A 16503-nucleotide genomic window follows, 5' to 3' on the forward strand; every position below is an offset into this window, starting at 1 on the left:
GGCAATCGGGGCGCGGCGCTCGGGTCGGGCCGTTCAGGGCTGCGGGGCCGGGTCGGTAAGCGCCGGGATGTCGTAGGTCACCTTGCCGATGTCGGAGATCAGGTAGCCGCCGTCGGGCCCGCGTCGGAGCGTCAGTCGCGGGGTGTACGACTGCCTGGGCGTTCGGAACCAGCCCTCCTCGGCGGCGTAGGTGCAGTAGGCGGAGACCTCCAGCTCGACCACCTCGCCGGTGAGGTCGCGCGGATCGAAGCGGCCCGCCGCGGGCCCCGCGACCACCCATCTGACCAGCGACCAGCCCCGGCGTGCGGTCAGGTCGGCGGGCCAGGCCGGCCCGTTCTCCTCGCAGGCGGTCAACCCACCGCCGGCGGCGGCCAGTTCGGACGTCAGGTACCGGCGCGACCGGCTCAGGACGGCCGCCGGCCCGGTGTCGCCGCGGGAGGTGTCGAAGGTGCCCGAGGTGACGGCCCAGGCGATCGCGACGGACTCCGCGTCGTGCCCGTCCACCGTCAGCGGCGGCGTCTGCGCGGTCGGCCGGTCCTTCGGCGGGGCGATCGGATCCCCCGGCTGGTATCCCGGTTTGGAGGGGAAGCTGTAGCCGGCCGGAGCGACGGCGACCGTGGTGCCCGGGATCTCCTGCTGGTCCTGGTCGTAGCAGGGGTTGCACCGGATGCGCTCGCCGGAACCGGTGCCGTAGCTCGTCTCCCAGCCCCTGCCGTGGGTCGACAGCTCGGTGCCGGACTCCCTGCGCACCCCGGAGACGTGGAACGGGCGGTCGCCGTCCTTCAGCGTCCAGGTGCGGCGCTTGCCGTCGACGGTGCCCTCGACCGTGAGCACGTAGTCGTAGCTGTGCCGGGTCGCGAGCACGGTGAGGCTGACGATCTCGGGCTTCCGGTCCTCCAGATAGAGGTACTTGTCGGTGAAGTAGGGCGCGAACGACACCGGTCCGGCGGCCCCGATCAGCGCGACCGGATTCGGGGAGTCCAGGTCGACGCCCATGTCGATCTTCTTGCCCTCCCCCTGTCCGGCGCAGTCCACGACCGTGCCGGACAGCGGGTCGCGGGGCTCGCCCACGATCGTCGCCCGCACCTGTTCGATCGCCACGGTGTGGCCGTTGCCGACCATCGAGACCGACAGCGGCGACGCGCCCACGTCCGTACCGCCCTGCGCGTGCGCCCACGTCCGGGCGGCTTCGCAGCCGGTGACGGCCGGCGGGTCGGTCGGTTTGACGACCCGGGGGACGACCGTGGTCGAGTCGGCGTCGGCGTGCTCGGGGTCGTAGTGGGCGCCGAGTTCCGGCCCCTTGCCGCCCTCCGTCGCGGTCAGCGCCCAGTACGTCGTGCCGGCGCCCAGCAGGGCCAGCACGCTCAGCACGGCGATCAGCAGCCGAAGGCGCGGTCTGCGGCCGCCCATCAGCGTGAGGACGCCGCCCATGAACACGTTGCCGTGGATGGTGCTCTGGCTGATCCTGTTGTGCGTCTCGTGCTGGTCGCCCACTCCACCCACCCCGTCCGAGGGATCCGCGTCCACCACAGTGGCGGTTCCCGGCGGGTGGAGGGAAGACCCGCGCCGCAAGCCCCGGGCGCCGTGGCGCCGTGGCGCCGTGGCGCCGTCGGCGAGGACGGTCTTGTGGACGAGGACGGTCTTGTTGACGAAATGTCAGCAAGTTCGTCCGATCGCCTTGACGGCATGCGGTCACGGCTGGACCCTGTGGACCCGGAAACGCCGCGCGCTCCCCGGTCCCCACCGCTCGGGAACGCGCGAGAGGACGTCTTCTCGCCCCTCACCGAGGAAGAGGTTTTCCCATGCGCTTCAGCCGCCGCCTCCCCGCCACCGCCGCCGCCGTCTGCGCGACCGCCGCGCTCGCGCTGGCCGCCGTACCCGCCTCCGCGTCGCCCGAGTCCCTCGCCGCCGGCCCGGTGCTCACCGCCGGGAGCGCGGGCGGCACCGCCGTCGCCGTCGGCGACGCGCTCGCCGCACCGCTCGCCCCGGGCACCAAGGCCACCTTCTACTCGACCGCGACCAGCACCACCGGTGTCACCTGCGCCACCTCCCAGCTCTCGGCCTCGGTGCTGGGCAACCCGGCGGCGCCGGGCAGCGCGACCGCGTCGCTGACCGGGCTGACCTTCGGCTCGTGCACCGCCAACGTCACCGGGGTCACCTCGGTGCGCAGCCTGACGGTCGGCAACCTGCCGTACGGCGTCACCGTCTCCGACGCGCCCGGCCTGCCGGTCACCCTGACCGGCGGGTCCGCCGGGACGATCCAGGCCACCGCCGTGCTGGACACCTGGTTCGGCACCATCACCTGCTCCTACCAGCTGAGCGGCGCGTTCACCGGCAGCGCCGACAACACCGCGCACAGCCTGGCCTTCCGCACCGAGCACTTCGCCAAGAGCGGCGGTTCGACGCTCTGCCCGGCCGACGGCTACTTCTCCGCGACGTACGGGCCGGTCGCGGACACCAGCCAGTCGGGAAGCCCGGCGGTCTTCGTCAACTGACCGCACCCGCAGAGGAGTCGGGGCGGGCGTGGCAGCGCCGCCGGGCCCACCCCGGCTCCGGTCAGACCCGGAGCAGGCCGAACTCCCGGGCGGCGGCCCGGAGTACGGCGACCAGTGCCAGCAGCATCAGCGCGCCGTGGGCCGGCATCGACAGGTACGGCGCCACGCCGGGTGCGATGAACTTGAGGTAGCTGCCGAAGGACGCGAGCTGGACCAGCACCGGCAGGTACCAGAGCTGTCGGGGCAGGTGGAAGGCGACGATCACGCTGAGGACGTCCGCGACGTAGAAGTAGCGCTCGTGCATGGACGGCAGCAGGAACGGCACCGCGATCGCGGAGACGGTGGCCAGCAGCAGGATCCCCGTCCCGGTGAGCCCCGCCCGTCCACCCCCGGCCGTGGACCTGCCGGCAAGGGACTCTCCGGCCGCACCTCCGGCGCTTCGCAGGGCCCGGACCGCCAGGGCGATCAGCGCCAGCACCAGCAGGCCCGCGACCAGCACGCCCGCCCGGCGCACCGGGTCGTCCTCGCCGGACGGCACCGAGACGAACTGGTAGACCGACGGCGCGTTGAGCGTGAGGTCCCGGTAGGTCCCGGTCTGCCGGGCGTACACCGTCAGCAGCTGCCAGGGGTCGGCGCCGAGCAACACGGCGGGGACGTCGAGCGCCAGGTAGGCGGCCGGGACGGCCAGCAGGCACCGCCACGGCATCCGCCGGGCCAGGACCACGACGAGCAGCAGGGGGAAGAGGAAGACCGCCTGGAGCTTGAAGGCCAGGGCGATCCCGAAGAAGGCGCAGGTCCACCAGGGCCGGCCGCGCAGGAGGTGGTGGACGCCGCCGAGCAGGAAGGCGGTGAAGATCGCGTCGGCCTGGGCCCACCACCCGCTGTTGGTCACGACCGTGGGCAGGAACAGCACGGTCACCGCCGCCGCGAAGGGCCGCCAGGGCCGGTGCGGCCACCGCAGCGCGACGATGCGGTGGGTGTAGTAGGCCAGCGCCAGGTCGAAGAGGACCGACAGGCACTTGACCGCCGCCAGCGCGGGCACCGGCAGCCGGCCGAGCGCGGCCATCAGGTACAGGTAGGGGACGTTGTAGTCCGAGAAGCCGGTGTCGCCGAGGGCCTGGAACCCGCCGTGCGCCGCGATGTACCGGTACCAGGGGCCGAGGAAGTAGTACCAGTCCGACGACTCGTACTGCAGCAGCAGGCCCCGGAGCAGGAGCGCGGACGCCACCGCCGCCACCGCGACCGCGGCCAGCACCGGCACCACCGGATCGGCCCGGCGCGGAGGCGGGGTCCCTCGGTCCGGCGCGGCTTCCTGGGGGCCGGGGCGCAGGTCGGGTTCGGGTCGGACTGGACAGTGGTTCATACCACCAGGACGCGGCACCCACCGGAAACGGACGACAACGAACCGGTACGGATTTCCGCGGGCCGCCGACCGACCCACCGACCGGGCCGCCGACCGACCCGCGGACCGACCCACCCGGGCCCGCCCCGGGCCTGAGCTCGTACGGCTCCGGCCCGGGGCGCGAGCGGGCGCCCGGCAGCGGTCAGTCCCCGGCCTCCCGGTGCCGCCACCGCACCGGGTCCTCGGCCACCGCGGCGCCCGCCGCGGTCCGGGCCGGCGTCCGGTAGCCCGCCGTGGCGAGCACCAGCATCTCGTTCTCCCCCGGCCGGAACTCGTAGGCCACCCGCTCCACCCGGCTGGGGACGCCGAGGTCCGCCAGTTCCCCGCGCAGCGGCTCCAGCCCGGGGTAGCGCTCCCGCGTGTCGTACACCATCAGCGGGAACACCCGCACCTCGTGCCGTGCCACCCGGGCGAGCTCCAGCAGGGCCGCCCGGTGGAAGTCCCCGTCCAGCCGGTTGCCGTACGAGAACAGCAGGTGCGAGCTGAGCACCAGGTCGAAGGAGTCGTCGGCGAAGGGGAGTTCGGGCAGCGAGCCGGCCACGTAGCGGTCCGGGCGGGCGGCGATGTCGGCGCGGAAGTCCCGGGCGTTGGCGGTCCACTGGCGGATCATGTCGTCCGCGTCGGTGTACCAGGACCACACGTGGTCGGCCGTCTCCTTCACCAGCCGCTCGCGCTTGAAGCCGGTCTCCCGCTCCACCAGCAGGCCCAGCTCCTCGCGGTGCTCGGCGTACTGGCGGTCGACGGCGACGGCGTCGATGCCACGCCGCCCGGCCTCCGCCACGAAGCTCGCGGCGCCGGCCGGGCAGTCCAGGACGCGCTGCTCCAGGTCGCGTTCGGTGAGCGCGAACATCGCCCGGTACTCCGCGAAGGAGCGTGCGCTGACCAGCACGGCTCAGCCCCTTCCGACGAACGGCATGGTGGTCGGCAGCACGACCAGGGACTGGATGGTGGTGTCCGGCGGCTGCGAGGCCATCAGCACCAGGGCCTCGGTGAAGCGGTCCACCGGGATGGTCGCCTCGACGGCCATGGTCCGGTCGGCCTGCATCGCGGCCGGCTGCGGGCCGCCGTCCACCGGGGTGACGTTGCCGACGTCGATCTGCCCGCAGGAGATGCCGTACGCGCGGCCGTCCAGGGCGAGCACCTTGGTGAGGCCGAGCACGGCGTGCTTGGCGGCGGTGTACGCGATGGAGTTGGGGCGTGGCACGTAGGCCGAGGGCGCGCCGTTGTTGATGATCCGCCCGCCCTGCGGGGTCTGGGTGCTCATCACCCGGAAGGCCTCGCGGGCGCAGAGGAAGCCGCCGGTGACGATGGTGTCCAGCACCCGGTTCCAGTCCTCGAACGGGGTCTCGGTGATCGGCCGGCGCGGGGCGGCGGCGCCCGCGTTGTTGAACAGCAGGTCCACCCGGCCGTAGCGGTCGAGGACGGTGTCGAAGAGCCGGGCGACCTCCTCCGGGCTGCGGATGTCCGTCGGGACGGGCAGCACCCGGGCGGCCCCGGGCCCGGCCAGGGCGGCGGTCTCCTCCAGCGCGTCCTTGCGCCGCCCGGCGACGGCCACGGTCCAGCCGGCCGCCAGCAGGGCCAGTGCCGAGGCCCGGCCGAGGCCGCTGCCCCCGCCGGTGACGATCGCCACCCGCCCGTGCGGTGCGGGCGCGCCTCCGGCGCCGGCTCCGGCGGTCACGGCATCCGTGCTCTCGGCTCCAGCGGTCACGGCGTCCACTCCTCCCCCTCGTTCACCCAGACCCGCAGCATCCGCCGGGCGTACGGCCCGGGCTCGTCGATGAACGGCGAACGCCCGTGCAGCACACGGCTGTTGCGGATGATCAGCAGGTCACCGGCGGCCATCGGCAGCCCGAAGGCGATCTCCGGCCGGTAGAGCACCTCGTCCAGCACGCCGAGCGCCTCCCACTGACGGTCCGTCAACTCCGGTCCGCCGCGGTCGGGAGAGGAGCGGACGGTGCGGGTCTGGTAGTAGCACCCGATCGTCCCGTCCTTGCGGTCGTACAGGATCGGGGTGACCACCACCTGCGGACCGGCCCGGCCGCTGCGCTCGAAGGTCCACTCCTCGCGGAGCGTGGCCAGCGCGTCCGGCCGCTCCCGCTCGATCAGGTCGTGCACGTGCCGGGCGCTCGCCAGCTTGGTCAGCCCGCCGCCGTCGAAGGCGGGCCGCAGGCAGAGCAGGACCAGCAGGTCGCAGGTGTCGCAGTGGAAGCCCAGCTCGGTGTTTCCGTCGCCGTCCTGGTCGTGCAGCACCGAGGTGAGGTCGCCGCGCCCGTTCTGCGGGACGATCCGGCCGAAGTCCCCCAGCAGGAAGGAGAGCACCTCGGTGATCTCCTGCTCCGGGCGGGTCGCGTCCACCAGGCCGCTCACATGGGTGATGCCCACCGAGTCGGCGGCGTTCCGGACGAACTCCCGCAGCCTGGTCCGCACCTGCTCACCCGCGCCCCACTGCCCGGCCCGCGCGTCGGCCCAGAGCAGCCGCCGCTCCCGTTCCTCCAGCGGGAGCGACCAGAGCTCCCGCCGGGCGTCCAACTCCAGGCTGCTCCAGCCGATTTCGGTCACCGCGTCCATGTCCTCTCCTCCCTACCGGCCGCCGGCCGCGACGGCCTTCGCCCACAGTTCCAGGCCCTCGTCGATCTGTTCGGCCGTGACCACCAGCGCGGGGATCATCCGGACCGTGTTGAGGTGGATCCCGCACAGCAACAGCAGCAGGCCGTGCTCGGCCGCGGCCTGCTGGGCGCGCCGGGCCGCCTCCGGGTCCGGGGTGCCGTCCGGGCGGCAGAACTCGCTCGCGGCCATCAGCCCGAGCCCGCGGACGTCGGCGATCCCGGGCGCCTCGGCGGCGACCGCCCGCAGCCCGGCCAGCAGCCGGGCGCCCTGCTCGGCCGCGTTCTCGACCAGCCGCTCCTCGCGCAGCACGTCCAGGGTCGCCAGCGCGGCGGCGCAGGCCACCGGGTTGCCCCCGTAGGTGCCGCCCTGCGAGCCGGGCCAGGCGCGGCCCATCAGCTCGGCGGGCGCGGCGATCGCGGACAGCGGGAAGCCGCTGGCCAGGCCCTTGGCGGTGATCAGGACGTCGGGGCGCACCCCTTCTTCGTACTGGTGGGCCCAGAACCGGCCGGTGCGGCCGAAGCCGGTCTGCACCTCGTCCACCACCAGCAGGATCCCGTGCCGGTCGGCCCGCTCGCGCAGCCCGGCCAGGAAGCCGGGCGGGGCCGGGACGTAGCCGCCCTCGCCGAGCACCGGCTCGACGAACATCGCGGCCGTCTCGGCGGGCGCGGAGACGGTGGCGAGCACCTCGTCCAGTCCGCGCAGGGCGTGCGCCACCGCCTCGTCCTCGGACAGCCCGAGCCGGAACGCGGCCGGGAAGGGCGCCACCGCGACCCCGGGCATCAGCGGGCCGATGCCGGCCCGGAACCGGGTTCCGGCCGTGGTGAGCGAGGCCGCGCCCATGGTGCGGCCGTGGAACGCGCCCTCGAAGACGATCACGTTCTGCCGTCCGGTGGCGTGCCGGGCGAGCCGCAGCGCGGCCTCCACCGCCTCGGTGCCGGCGGTGGCGTAGAACAGCGAGTCCAGGCCGGACGGAAGGACCTCGCCGAGCCGCTCGGTGAGCGTGAGGAGCTGGTCGTGCAGCACGGTGGTGTACTGCCCGTGGATCAGCCGGCCGGCCTGTTCCCGGACGGCCTCGACCACCTTCGGGTGACAGTGGCCGGTGCTGGTCACCCCCACGCCGGAGGTGAAGTCGAGGTGGCGGCGGCCGTCGGCGTCGTAGAGGTGGAGTCCTTCGCCGCGTACGGCGACGACCGGGGTGGCCTGCTTGAGCGCCGGGGAGAGCTGGGACACGGGGCCTGCCTTCACGGGTTGGTCCTGCCTTCACGGATGTCGTCTCGGGGGTCGTGACCGGCGCCGTCGCGGACGTCGTCACAGGTGTCGTGATCGGCGCCGTCGCGGACGTCGTCACGGATGTCGTCACGGGTGGGCGGGGTCGGGCCGACGGGCGGCAGGTAGCCGGCCTCGGCGGCCCAGGTGAGTGCGGCCGACCACCACCGCGGGGTCGGCGCGGCGAACCGCACGCCCAGGCGGTCGAGCACCGCGGTGGTGTACGAGCTGTCCACCAGGACGCGGCGCTCCTCCTGCGCCGCCCAGGCGGCGGCCACCCGGGCGGCCGTCGGGTGCCGGCGCTCGGCCCGGGCGAGGGCGGCCGCGAAGGCCGCCTCGTCGGTGAGCCGTACGGCGTGGCCGTGCCCGGCCAGCCACCGCACCAGCTCGTCGTGCGGGACGGCGTGCGGCGTCTCCACGTGGTACGCGCCGGGCGCGGCGTACGGGTCGAGGGCGATCGCGGCGATCCCGGCGGCCACCGTGTCCACGTACGAGAACGCGAAGGCGGTGCCCGGCCGGCTCGGCGCGGCGCCGGCCAGCAGGTAGCCGCGGAGCAGCTGGTAGATCCGGTTGTCGCCGGCGTTGGCCTGGAACGCGCCGGTCCGGCTGTGCGCCGCGATGTGGCCGCTGCGGTGCAGGTAGGCGGCGTGCCCGCGGGCGGCCCAGGCCCGGACGGCCTGTTCGGCCCGGTACTTGGTCCGCTCGTACGGGGTGCGGAAGTGCTGGCCGATCTCCAGGTCCGCCTCGCTGAAGCGGCGCGGCGGGCCGTCGACGCCGCCCGAGACGGCCAGCGTGGAGACGTGGTGGACCCGGGCGTCCGGGGCGTGCTCCCCGACCCAGTCGAGCAGTCGGCGCACCGCCGTGTGGTTGGTGCGCTCCAGCTCGTCGGGTGAGGCCACCAGTCGGACGTCCGCCGCCGCGTGCACCACCAGGTGGGCGCCCCGGGCGTGTTCCAGTGCGGCCGGGGAGAGGCCGAGGCCGTCCCGGTCGATGTCCCCGGCGAGCGCCCGGGCGGGCCGGACCGTGCCCGCCGCGCCGGTGCCGAGCCGCTTCAGCGCCTCGGCGTCGTCGGCGGCCCGCACCAGGCAGGTGACCTCGGCGCCGCGCGCCAGGAAGGCCTCCAGCAGGTGCCGTCCGAGGTAGCCGGTGGCGCCGGTGAGCAGCACCCGGGCGGGTTCGCGCACCGTCGCCCGGGCCGTCGGGGCGACACCGGGGTGCAGCAGTTGGCCGGAGGTGGACAGCGGTGCCCGGACGGGCGGTGCGGCCTCCGGCGCCTCGGCGTCGGCCCGCGCGTCGGTCCGGCCGACGACCTCGGCCCGCGCCTCGGCCGCCACGGCGCGGGCGAACCGCCCGGTGATCCGCTCGGCGGCGGGGTGCGGCAGGCCGGGCCGGCCGTACACCAGGTCGGCGACCAGCCGCTGCTCCACCACCCGTGCGGTGAGCCGCAGTTCGTACAGCGGGTCGCCGCCCGTACAGCGGGCCGTGCCGGCCTGTTCGGCGGCGACGGTCCAGTCCAGCGCGGGCTCCTCGGGCAGCCGGAAGGTGCCGAGGAAGTTGAAGCCGACGGCGGGCCGTCCGCCGGGCCCGTCCATCGGCCGGACGGGGGCCTCGCGCAGCCGCCGGGCCACGGTGTCCGGGGTGGCCCCGGCGTCCAGCTCGACGTGCTTGACGGCGGTGAACCAGCCGACGGTGTCCAGGAATTCGCCCGGGTCGCCGACCGCGTCCCGGCCGTGGGTCTCGACCTCCACCGCGAGCCGGGGGCGGCCGCTGTCACCGGTGACGGCCTCCGCGAAGGCGGCCAGCAGTACGGCCTCCAGCCCGGCCCCGGCACCGTGCCGGGCGATCAGCCGGGCGGTGGCGTCCGGGTCGAGCGCCCAGCTGAGCGCGGCGGGCTCCTCGACCTCCCCGGCCTCCTCGGCTTCCCCGACAGCGGCGTCCCCGACGACCGGTTCCGCCGCGACGGAGGACGAGACCGCCGCCCAGGCGTAGAAGTCCGCCGTCGGCGGCAGGTCGACCGGCTTCCGGTCGAGCACCGCCCGGTACGCGTGCGCCAGGTCGTCCAGCAGGATCCGCCAGGACAGCCCGTCGACCACCAGGTGGTGCGCGATCAGCGCGAGCCGGTCGTCGGTGCCGGGCGGGCCGGTGAACAGGTGGGCGCGCAGCAGCCGGCCGGCCGACGGGTCGAGGCTGCGGTGGAGTTCGGTGCAGACCCCGGCGACGGTGTCGGCGATCTCCCCGGACGCGCGCGGGATCCGGGAGAAGGAGACCGGGTCGAGCTCGGCCACCGCCCGGACCTCGCCGCAGCCGTCCGGGGTGACCGGCCGGCGCAGCGCCGGGTGCCGTTCCAGGACGGCCGCGACGGCCGCCGAGAGCGCCTCCGGGTCGACGGCGGTGCGACAGCGCAGCAGCACCGACTGGTTCCAGTGCCGCAGGTCCCGCACCGTCCGCTGCCGGTACAACCACCGCTGGGCCGGGGCGAGTCGGCGACCGCTCGTGGAGCCGCGCGGGGCCGGGACGGACGGCGCGACCGGGACGGCGACCGCCGCCAGGCCCTCCGCCGTCGGGTACCGGTAGAAGTCCTCGTAGGCGACCCGCAGGCCGGAGCGCCGCAGGAGGGCGATGGTGCGCATGGCGAGGATGGAGTCCCCGCCGAGGCCGAGCACGTCGGCGCGCGGCCCGACGGCGGGCAGGCCCAGGGCGCCCGCCCAGAACCGGGCGATCTCCCCGGCCGGTCCGCTCCCCGCACCGCCGTTCACCCCGGTGTCGTCCGGTTCGGTTCCGTCCGACCCGGTGTCGCCCGACTCGGCCCGGGCCTCGACCAGTTCGGCCGCCAGCTCGGCCAGCCGCTGCCGGTCGAGCTTGCCGTTCGGTCCGACCGGGAACCGCGGCAGCACCAGGATCGGCTGCGGCACGGAGTAGCCGGGCAGCCGGTCCCGCAGGTGCGCCCGCAGCCCGTCCAGGATCCCAGCCCCGTCCAGGCCCACCGTCCCGTCCGTGCCGTCCAACAGCCGTACGACACCGATCAGTTGGTTGCCGAGCGCGGTCTCCCGCAGCAGCGCCGCCGAGCGGGCGACGCCCGGGTGGCCGTCCATCGCCCGCTCGACCTCGGCGAGGTCCACCCGGTAGCCGCGGACCTTGACCTGGCGGTCCACCCGGCCCAGGAAGACCAGGCTGCCGTCCGGCCGCCGCCGGCACAGGTCGCCCGTGCGGTAGACGAGTCGGCCGTCGCGCCGGACGAAGCCGCGGGCGGTCTCGTCCGGCCGGCCGAAGTACCCGGCGGCCACGCCCCGGCCGCCGATGAGCAGTTCGCCCACCGAGCCGTCCGGCACCGCCCGGCCGTCGCCGTCCACCACGGTCAGCAGCACCTCGCCGATCGCGGTGCCGATCGGTACGGTCGGCTCCTCGGCGGGCAGTTGGCGGGCGGAGGTGACGAGCAGGCAGGTGGCGCCGACGGTGGTCTCGGTCGGTCCGTAGTGGTTGGCCAGCCGCGCGGTGGTGCCGCCGTCGAGCAGGGCGGCGGCGAGCGGGCGGGGCAGCGCCTCGCCGCCGAGCAGCACGGTGTGCAGCGGCGGGGTGTCGGCCGGGCGGCCCTCCAGCAGGGCGGTCAGGTGCGAGGGGGTGGTCTTCAGCACGTCCACCCGGGCCCGCCGCAGCGAGGCCCAGAAGGCTTCCGGGTCGCGTACCTCGCGGTCCGGCACGAGGTGCACCGAGCCGCCGGTGGCCAGGGCGAGCAGCCAGGCGGTGTGGCCGAGGTCGGCGGCCAGGGTGGTGACGTGGGCGGCGCGGGGCGCGTCGGCCTCGGTGAGGTCGAGCCGCCCGGCCAGCGCCCGGGCGTAGTGCACCGCGTTGGCGTGGGTGACGGCCACCGCCTTGGGCTCGCCGCTCGACCCGGAGGTGAAGGAGAGGTACGCGAGGTCCTCGCCCCGTACCTCGGTGGTCACCGGGGGCAGCTCCGGCAGCGCCTCGACGTCCACCACCTCCCCGCCGAGGCCGCCCTCGGTGGCGAGCACCCGGGCCACCCGGACGGAGGCCAGCCGCCGGGCCAGGTCGGCCGCCGACCAGTCCGGATCGGCGAGCACGGCCGCCGCGCCGGCGCGCAGCACGCCGTACAGCAGCACCAGCATCCGGGCGTCCCGGGGCCCGAGCAGGGCGACCCGGTCGCCCCGGCGGGTGCCGGCGGCGGCCAGCCGGGCGGCGATCCGGTCGGCCGCGGTGTCGACCGTGCGGTAGTCGAAGGTGCGGACGCCGTCGCCCAGGGCGGGCCGGTCGGGGTGCGCCCGGGCGTGGTGGGCGAGCAGGTCGGGCAGCGAGCGGGCCCGGTGGGCGGGGTCGGCCGGGTGGCCGCAGGCCGCGGACCGGAGGTGCTGCGTCGCGGAGGTCACGCCGACTCGTCCCCCCTCCGGCCCGCCCGGGCGGGCCCGGCGGCCACCCCCGGGTCGCCCACCAGGTAGCCGTCCAGCAGCTCCCGCTCGGGCAACCGTCCGGCCAACTCCCAGGCCAGCATGCGGTGCAGGCCGTCGAGGTGGATCAGCCCCGACCGGAGCACGAGGTCCCCGTAGTCGGAGTGGTCGACCGGGGCGGTGCTGAGGAAGACGGGCGTGAGCGGGGCCCACCTCAGCAGCCGCAGCTTCGCCGCGCAGACCGGGTTGGCGGCGGTCCAGGCCGATCCGCCGGCCCGGACCCGCTCGGCCGCCTCGGCCACCGTCAGCCCGGAGCGCGGCACCAGTTCGAGCTCCCCGCCCTCGCTCAGGTGCCAGGGCAGCACGATGCCCAGGACGTCCGCCCGGGAGAGCCGGATCCGCCACCAGCCGCCGGGGATGCGGTCGGCACGGTCGAGGTTCTCCTCGCCGTACATGTTGCTGTTCGCCTCGTGGGCCCGATCCACCGGGTGGTCCCGCAGGTAGGCGTCGTGGACCTCGGGGTAGGCGACGGCTGTGACGATCTCCACGGCAGTGCTCCTCAGACGGTTCCGGTGTACTCGGTGCGGGCGTGTTCGCTGCCGGTGTACTCGGTGAAGTGCCGCTCCGCGAACAGCTCGGGCCACTGGCCGTCGGCCAGGTCCAGTTCGCGGGCCCGGGCGAGCATCTGCCGCCAGTACGGCTTCACCGGGCGCCAGCGCGCTCCCACCTGGCAGTAGGAGGCGTCGACGAAGTACCGGGGGCGGCCCGGCCCTTCGGGTGCCGGCCGGCGGGTGTGGAACAGCGCCGAGTTGAGCAGCACGGTGGAGCCGGGCGGCAGCCGGTCGATGACCACCTCGCCGGGCAGTTCGCCGGTGCCGTGGTGGGCGTAGGCGGACTTGCCGACGGTGCGCAGGTGCGAGCCGGGCAGCACGGCCAGGCTGCCGACCTTCTCGTCCAGTCCGCCGAGGTAGTGCAGCGCGTGGACCATCAGCAGCGACGGGTCGGAGCGGTCGTTGGGCTCGCAGTCGTGGTGCCAGGCCTTGCCCGGGATCCCCGGGTCCTGGCGGTCGCTGTGCAGGTGGTGGAAGACGAAGTCCGGCCCGAGCAGGCGGGTCAGGGTGCGCAACAGGGGCGGGTGGGTGAGGAGTTCGCCGTGGGCGGGCAGTTCCAGTTCCAGCAGCGGGGGCGGTCCGTGCCGTAAGGGGTCGGCGCACGCGGCGATCGACCGGGCCCGCAGGCCTTCGTCGACCCACCGGTCCACCTCGGGCGCGAGCCGTTCGCGCAGCGCTTCCGGCAGCAGGCCGGGCAGGACCAGGTACCCGGACTCCAGGAACTGGCGGCGGTGCTCGGTGTCGAGGGCCTCACGCCCTCCGGAGGACGGCATCACCGAACCGATCCCCTCCTTCCGTTCGGCGGGGAACACACAGGGAATCGGCGCCACGGGACGTGGCGCGGGCAGTGGGGGCACACGGCGTCATCCAGACCTCGGGTGGCGGCGGAGCGTCCGTCACAGGCGCCTCGGCCGCCACAGCTGAATCGTGATCACCACGAAGAGGCATGCGTTGATCACGCAAGGTAGTCCGCCTCAGGAGTATGAACCTGTCTTCGCGTCCACGACAAGACCAATGCCAACCCGTGGACACCTTCCCGCCACCGTGCCGTTCAGCTCCGGCCACCAGTCGTCTCCCGTCCCACGGGGAACTCCGGTCCGTTCGCGCCCCGGTGATTCGCCGCCGCAACAGCGGATGCGGCACAGTGAGGTCATGAGCGACAGGAGTCACCCCGCCCCCGGACCGGTCCGGCGCCGCCCGGTCCAGCAGCGCAGCCTGGAGCGGTACGGCCGCATCCTGGACGCCTGCGCCGGGCTGCTGGACGAGGTCGGGGCGACCGCGCTCACCACCAAGGAGGTCGCCCAGCGCGCCCAGGTGCCGATCGGCACCCTGTACCAGTTCTTCGCCGGCAAGGAGGACCTGCTGGCGGCGCTCGCCACCCGCAACCTCGACCACTACCTCCAGCGCCTGGACGCCCGGCTGGCCGCCGCCGCGCCGGTCGGCCCCGCCCTCTTCACCGATCTCGCGGTGGAGGAGTTCGTGGCGATGAAGCGCGCGGTGCCGGGCTTCGGCCAGCTGGACTTCGGCCTGGCCGGACCGGCCGTCCCCACCGGTGTCCGGGACGACCGGTACCTGCTGGACGCGGGCGTGGACAACAACACCGCCGTCGCCCTGCGGCTCCAGGCGCTCGGCGGCGAACTGTTCCGGGCGGGCGACCCGACGACCGTCATGCTGACCCTGCGGGTGGCCCTGGAGGCCGCCGACGCGGTGCTCAAGCTGGCCTTCCGGGAGTCCCCGGACGGCGATCCGGCGCTGATCGCCGAGTGCAAGCGGCTGGTCCGCGGCTACCTCGCGCAACAGCCGTCCGCCCGCTGAGGCCCGGCCCCGCGGGCCCCGCCCGCCCGAGGCGTTGCGCGCCCGCCGCCCCCGCAGCACAGTGGATAGCGGGAACCGTCCGCGGAGGCGGCCCGGCACACGACCCGAGGGAGCAGACCATGCACGCGGCGGTAGGTGACCGGCTCCACATCCACAGCAGGTCGGTGGGCATGGTGGACCAGAAGGGCGAGATCGTCGAGGTGCGCGGCACCGACGGCGAACCGCCGTACGTGGTCCGCTTCGAGGACGGCCACGAGGGCCTGATCTACCCCGGCCCCGACTGCAACATCGAACAGCGCCAGGCGGAACGCTGACCCACTCCCCCGCCACCCCGCCCCGCGCGAGGTGGTGAGGAGCGGTGCCCGCCCCCACGACCCCGCTGCCCGGGGCACTCGCCGGACTCGCGCCACTGCTGGACCACTACGGGTACCTCGCGGTGGCGGTGCTCGTCCTGCTGGACAACTGCGGCGTCCCGGTGCCCGGGCAGACCGTCCTGGTGCTGGCCTCGGTGTACGCCGGCACCGGGCACCTCGACCTCGCCGCCGTCCTGCTGATCGCCACCGGCGCCGCCGCGCTCGGCAACGGACTCGGCTACCTGATCGGCCGCACCGGCGGACGCGCCTTCGTCCACCGCTGGGGCCGCTACGTGCTGCTCACCCCGGCCCGGATGGAGCGCGCGGACGGCTTCTTCGCCCGGCACGGCGGCAAGGTGGTCGCGGTCGCCCGCTTCGTGGACGGGCTGCGCCAGTACAACGGGATCATCGCCGGGACCACGGAGATGCCCCGGCGCCGGTTCCTGGCGTTCAACCTGCTCGGCGCGGTGCTGTGGACTGCGGTCTGGGGCACCTTCGGCTACCTCGCCGGCGCCAACATCGGCGCCGTGTACCACACGGCGCTGCGCTACCAGGTCTGGTTCGCGGTCGGGTTGGGCGTGCTGGTCGCCGCCCTCCTGCTCCGGCAGGTGCTGCGCTACCGGCGCCGGCGCCGCGCGGGCACGGACGCCGACCCCGGCCCCGGCTCCGGGTAGCCGGAGGTCAACGCAGCGGGAACACCTCGAACGGCACCGCGAAGCGCGTCCCCAGCCGGCTGCCCGCACCCCGGCCGAAGCCCTCCAGGAACTCCCGCGGCTCCGCCATCGCCCCGCCCAGCCCGGCCAGGTACGCCTTGTGCTCCTCCAGCGAGGCGACGCCCTGGTCGAAGGTCCCGGTGGTGTCCACCGCGTGCTTCGCCTCCGGCGAGGCCACCGCCCAGATCTGCCGCACGCCGTTCCACGGCTCGTGGCCCTCGGCCAGCAGCTCGCGGAACACCCAGCGGTTCCCGGCGTCCCGGACCCCGTCCAGGGTGGCCCGGCCGACCGCGACGTGGTCGGCCTGGTTGAGGAACACCCCGCCGTAGGTGTCCCGGAAGTTGCTGGTGATCACGATGTCCGGCCGGTGCCGGCGCACCACCCGGGCGATGTCCCGGCGCAGCGGCACCCCGTACTCCACCACGCCGTCCGGGTGGCCGAGGAACTCCACGGTGTCGACGCCGACCACCCGCGCCGAGGCGATCTGCTCCGCCTCGCGCAGCGGACCGCACTCGGCCGGGTCCAGCGTGTCGATGCCCGCCTCGCCGCTGGTCACCATCACGTAGACGACCTTCTTGCCCTGCGAGGTCCAGCGGGCGACGGCCGCGGCCCCGCCGTACTCCATGTCGTCGGGGTGGGCGACGATCGCCAGCGCCGTCCGCCAGTCCTCGTCGACGGGCTCGAAGGGCTCGGGGGCCTGCTCGGTCATGCTGCTCGTTCCTCTCGGTGCGGCTCGGGGTCGTCCGGCGGTACGGACGTACGGGGGTATCACAGTCGTACGTCCGTACCACGCGTGACTCTAGAAGACCCGCGTCCCCCACACCCCGTCAGACACCTCCGT

14 protein-coding genes are annotated in these 16503 nt (G+C 74.8%); 4 read left to right on the forward strand and 10 right to left on the reverse strand.

The genetic code is table 11. From position 1 onward, the window contains the following. Nucleotides 1-33 precede the first annotated feature (33 nt). Nucleotides 34-1494 carry a hypothetical protein gene (locus ACFVU7_RS19920; protein ID WP_388046218.1) on the reverse strand — a complete coding sequence of 487 codons (1461 nt, stop codon included), beginning with the start codon at nt 1492-1494 and terminating at the stop codon, nt 34-36. 308 nt (nt 1495-1802) lie between these two features. Here ACFVU7_RS19920 and ACFVU7_RS19925 point away from each other — a divergent pair, with 308 nt between their 5' ends. Further along, the gene (locus ACFVU7_RS19925; RefSeq protein WP_117492178.1) at nt 1803-2495 is read left to right on the forward strand and encodes a Tat pathway signal sequence domain protein; all 693 of its coding nucleotides are present in this window, start codon (nt 1803-1805) and stop codon (nt 2493-2495) included. Between the two features lie 61 nt (nt 2496-2556). On the opposite strand, the gene ACFVU7_RS19930 is transcribed toward ACFVU7_RS19925, so the two are convergent. The 8 genes from ACFVU7_RS19930 to ACFVU7_RS19965 form a co-directional block, all read right to left on the reverse strand. Beyond that, nucleotides 2557-3750, reverse strand: coding sequence for a glycosyltransferase 87 family protein (locus ACFVU7_RS19930; RefSeq protein ID WP_388046220.1), 1194 nt, complete (start codon nt 3748-3750; stop codon nt 2557-2559). Between the two features lie 289 nt (nt 3751-4039). Continuing rightward, nucleotides 4040-4786 carry a class I SAM-dependent methyltransferase gene (locus ACFVU7_RS19935; protein WP_388046222.1) on the reverse strand — a complete coding sequence of 249 codons (747 nt, stop codon included), beginning with the start codon at nt 4784-4786 and terminating at the stop codon, nt 4040-4042. 3 nt (nt 4787-4789) lie between these two features. Beyond that, nucleotides 4790-5605 (reverse strand): SDR family oxidoreductase, encoded by an 816-nt coding sequence (locus tag ACFVU7_RS19940; protein WP_388046224.1) that lies wholly within the window; start codon nt 5603-5605, stop codon nt 4790-4792. Next, nucleotides 5602-6465, reverse strand: coding sequence for a TauD/TfdA family dioxygenase (locus ACFVU7_RS19945; protein ID WP_049659062.1), 864 nt, complete (start codon nt 6463-6465; stop codon nt 5602-5604). Before ACFVU7_RS19945 ends, ACFVU7_RS19940 begins: the two co-directional genes overlap by 4 nt. 12 nt (nt 6466-6477) lie before the next feature. Next, nucleotides 6478-7734, reverse strand: a complete 1257-nt coding sequence (locus tag ACFVU7_RS19950; protein WP_074004675.1) for an aspartate aminotransferase family protein — start codon at nt 7732-7734, stop codon at nt 6478-6480. 11 nt (nt 7735-7745) lie between these two features. Further along, nucleotides 7746-12152, reverse strand: a complete 4407-nt coding sequence (locus ACFVU7_RS19955) for an AMP-binding protein (RefSeq protein ID WP_388046226.1) — start codon at nt 12150-12152, stop codon at nt 7746-7748. Continuing rightward, nucleotides 12149-12718: a DUF6309 family protein gene (locus ACFVU7_RS19960; RefSeq protein ID WP_388046228.1), complete on the reverse strand. Its 570-nt coding sequence runs from the start codon at nt 12716-12718 to the stop codon at nt 12149-12151. The genes ACFVU7_RS19955 and ACFVU7_RS19960 overlap by 4 nt, the downstream gene beginning before the upstream one ends. An 11-nt stretch (nt 12719-12729) precedes the next feature. Beyond that, nucleotides 12730-13554, reverse strand: coding sequence for a phytanoyl-CoA dioxygenase family protein (locus tag ACFVU7_RS19965; RefSeq protein WP_388046230.1), 825 nt, complete (start codon nt 13552-13554; stop codon nt 12730-12732). 379 nt (nt 13555-13933) lie between these two features. Between ACFVU7_RS19965 and ACFVU7_RS19970 the strand changes: the two genes are divergently transcribed. The 3 genes from ACFVU7_RS19970 to ACFVU7_RS19980 all read left to right on the forward strand — a co-directional run bounded on the left by ACFVU7_RS19970 (nt 13934) and on the right by ACFVU7_RS19980 (nt 15623). Further along, nucleotides 13934-14596 carry a TetR family transcriptional regulator gene (locus ACFVU7_RS19970; RefSeq protein WP_388046232.1) on the forward strand — a complete coding sequence of 221 codons (663 nt, stop codon included), beginning with the start codon at nt 13934-13936 and terminating at the stop codon, nt 14594-14596. Between the two features lie 119 nt (nt 14597-14715). Next, nucleotides 14716-14910 carry a DUF1918 domain-containing protein gene (locus tag ACFVU7_RS19975; RefSeq protein ID WP_049659048.1) on the forward strand — a complete coding sequence of 65 codons (195 nt, stop codon included), beginning with the start codon at nt 14716-14718 and terminating at the stop codon, nt 14908-14910. Between the two features lie 44 nt (nt 14911-14954). Then, on the forward strand, nt 14955-15623 hold the full coding sequence (locus tag ACFVU7_RS19980; protein WP_388046234.1) for a DedA family protein: 669 nt from the start codon (nt 14955-14957) through the stop codon (nt 15621-15623). 7 nt (nt 15624-15630) lie between these two features. On the opposite strand, the gene ACFVU7_RS19985 is transcribed toward ACFVU7_RS19980, so the two are convergent. Next, the gene (locus ACFVU7_RS19985; RefSeq protein ID WP_388046236.1) at nt 15631-16371 is read right to left on the reverse strand and encodes a PIG-L deacetylase family protein; all 741 of its coding nucleotides are present in this window, start codon (nt 16369-16371) and stop codon (nt 15631-15633) included. Between the last annotated feature and the right edge of the window lie 132 nt (nt 16372-16503).

Source organism: Kitasatospora sp. NPDC058046, assembly GCF_042885595.1.
GTDB lineage: Bacteria > Actinomycetota > Actinomycetes > Streptomycetales > Streptomycetaceae > Kitasatospora.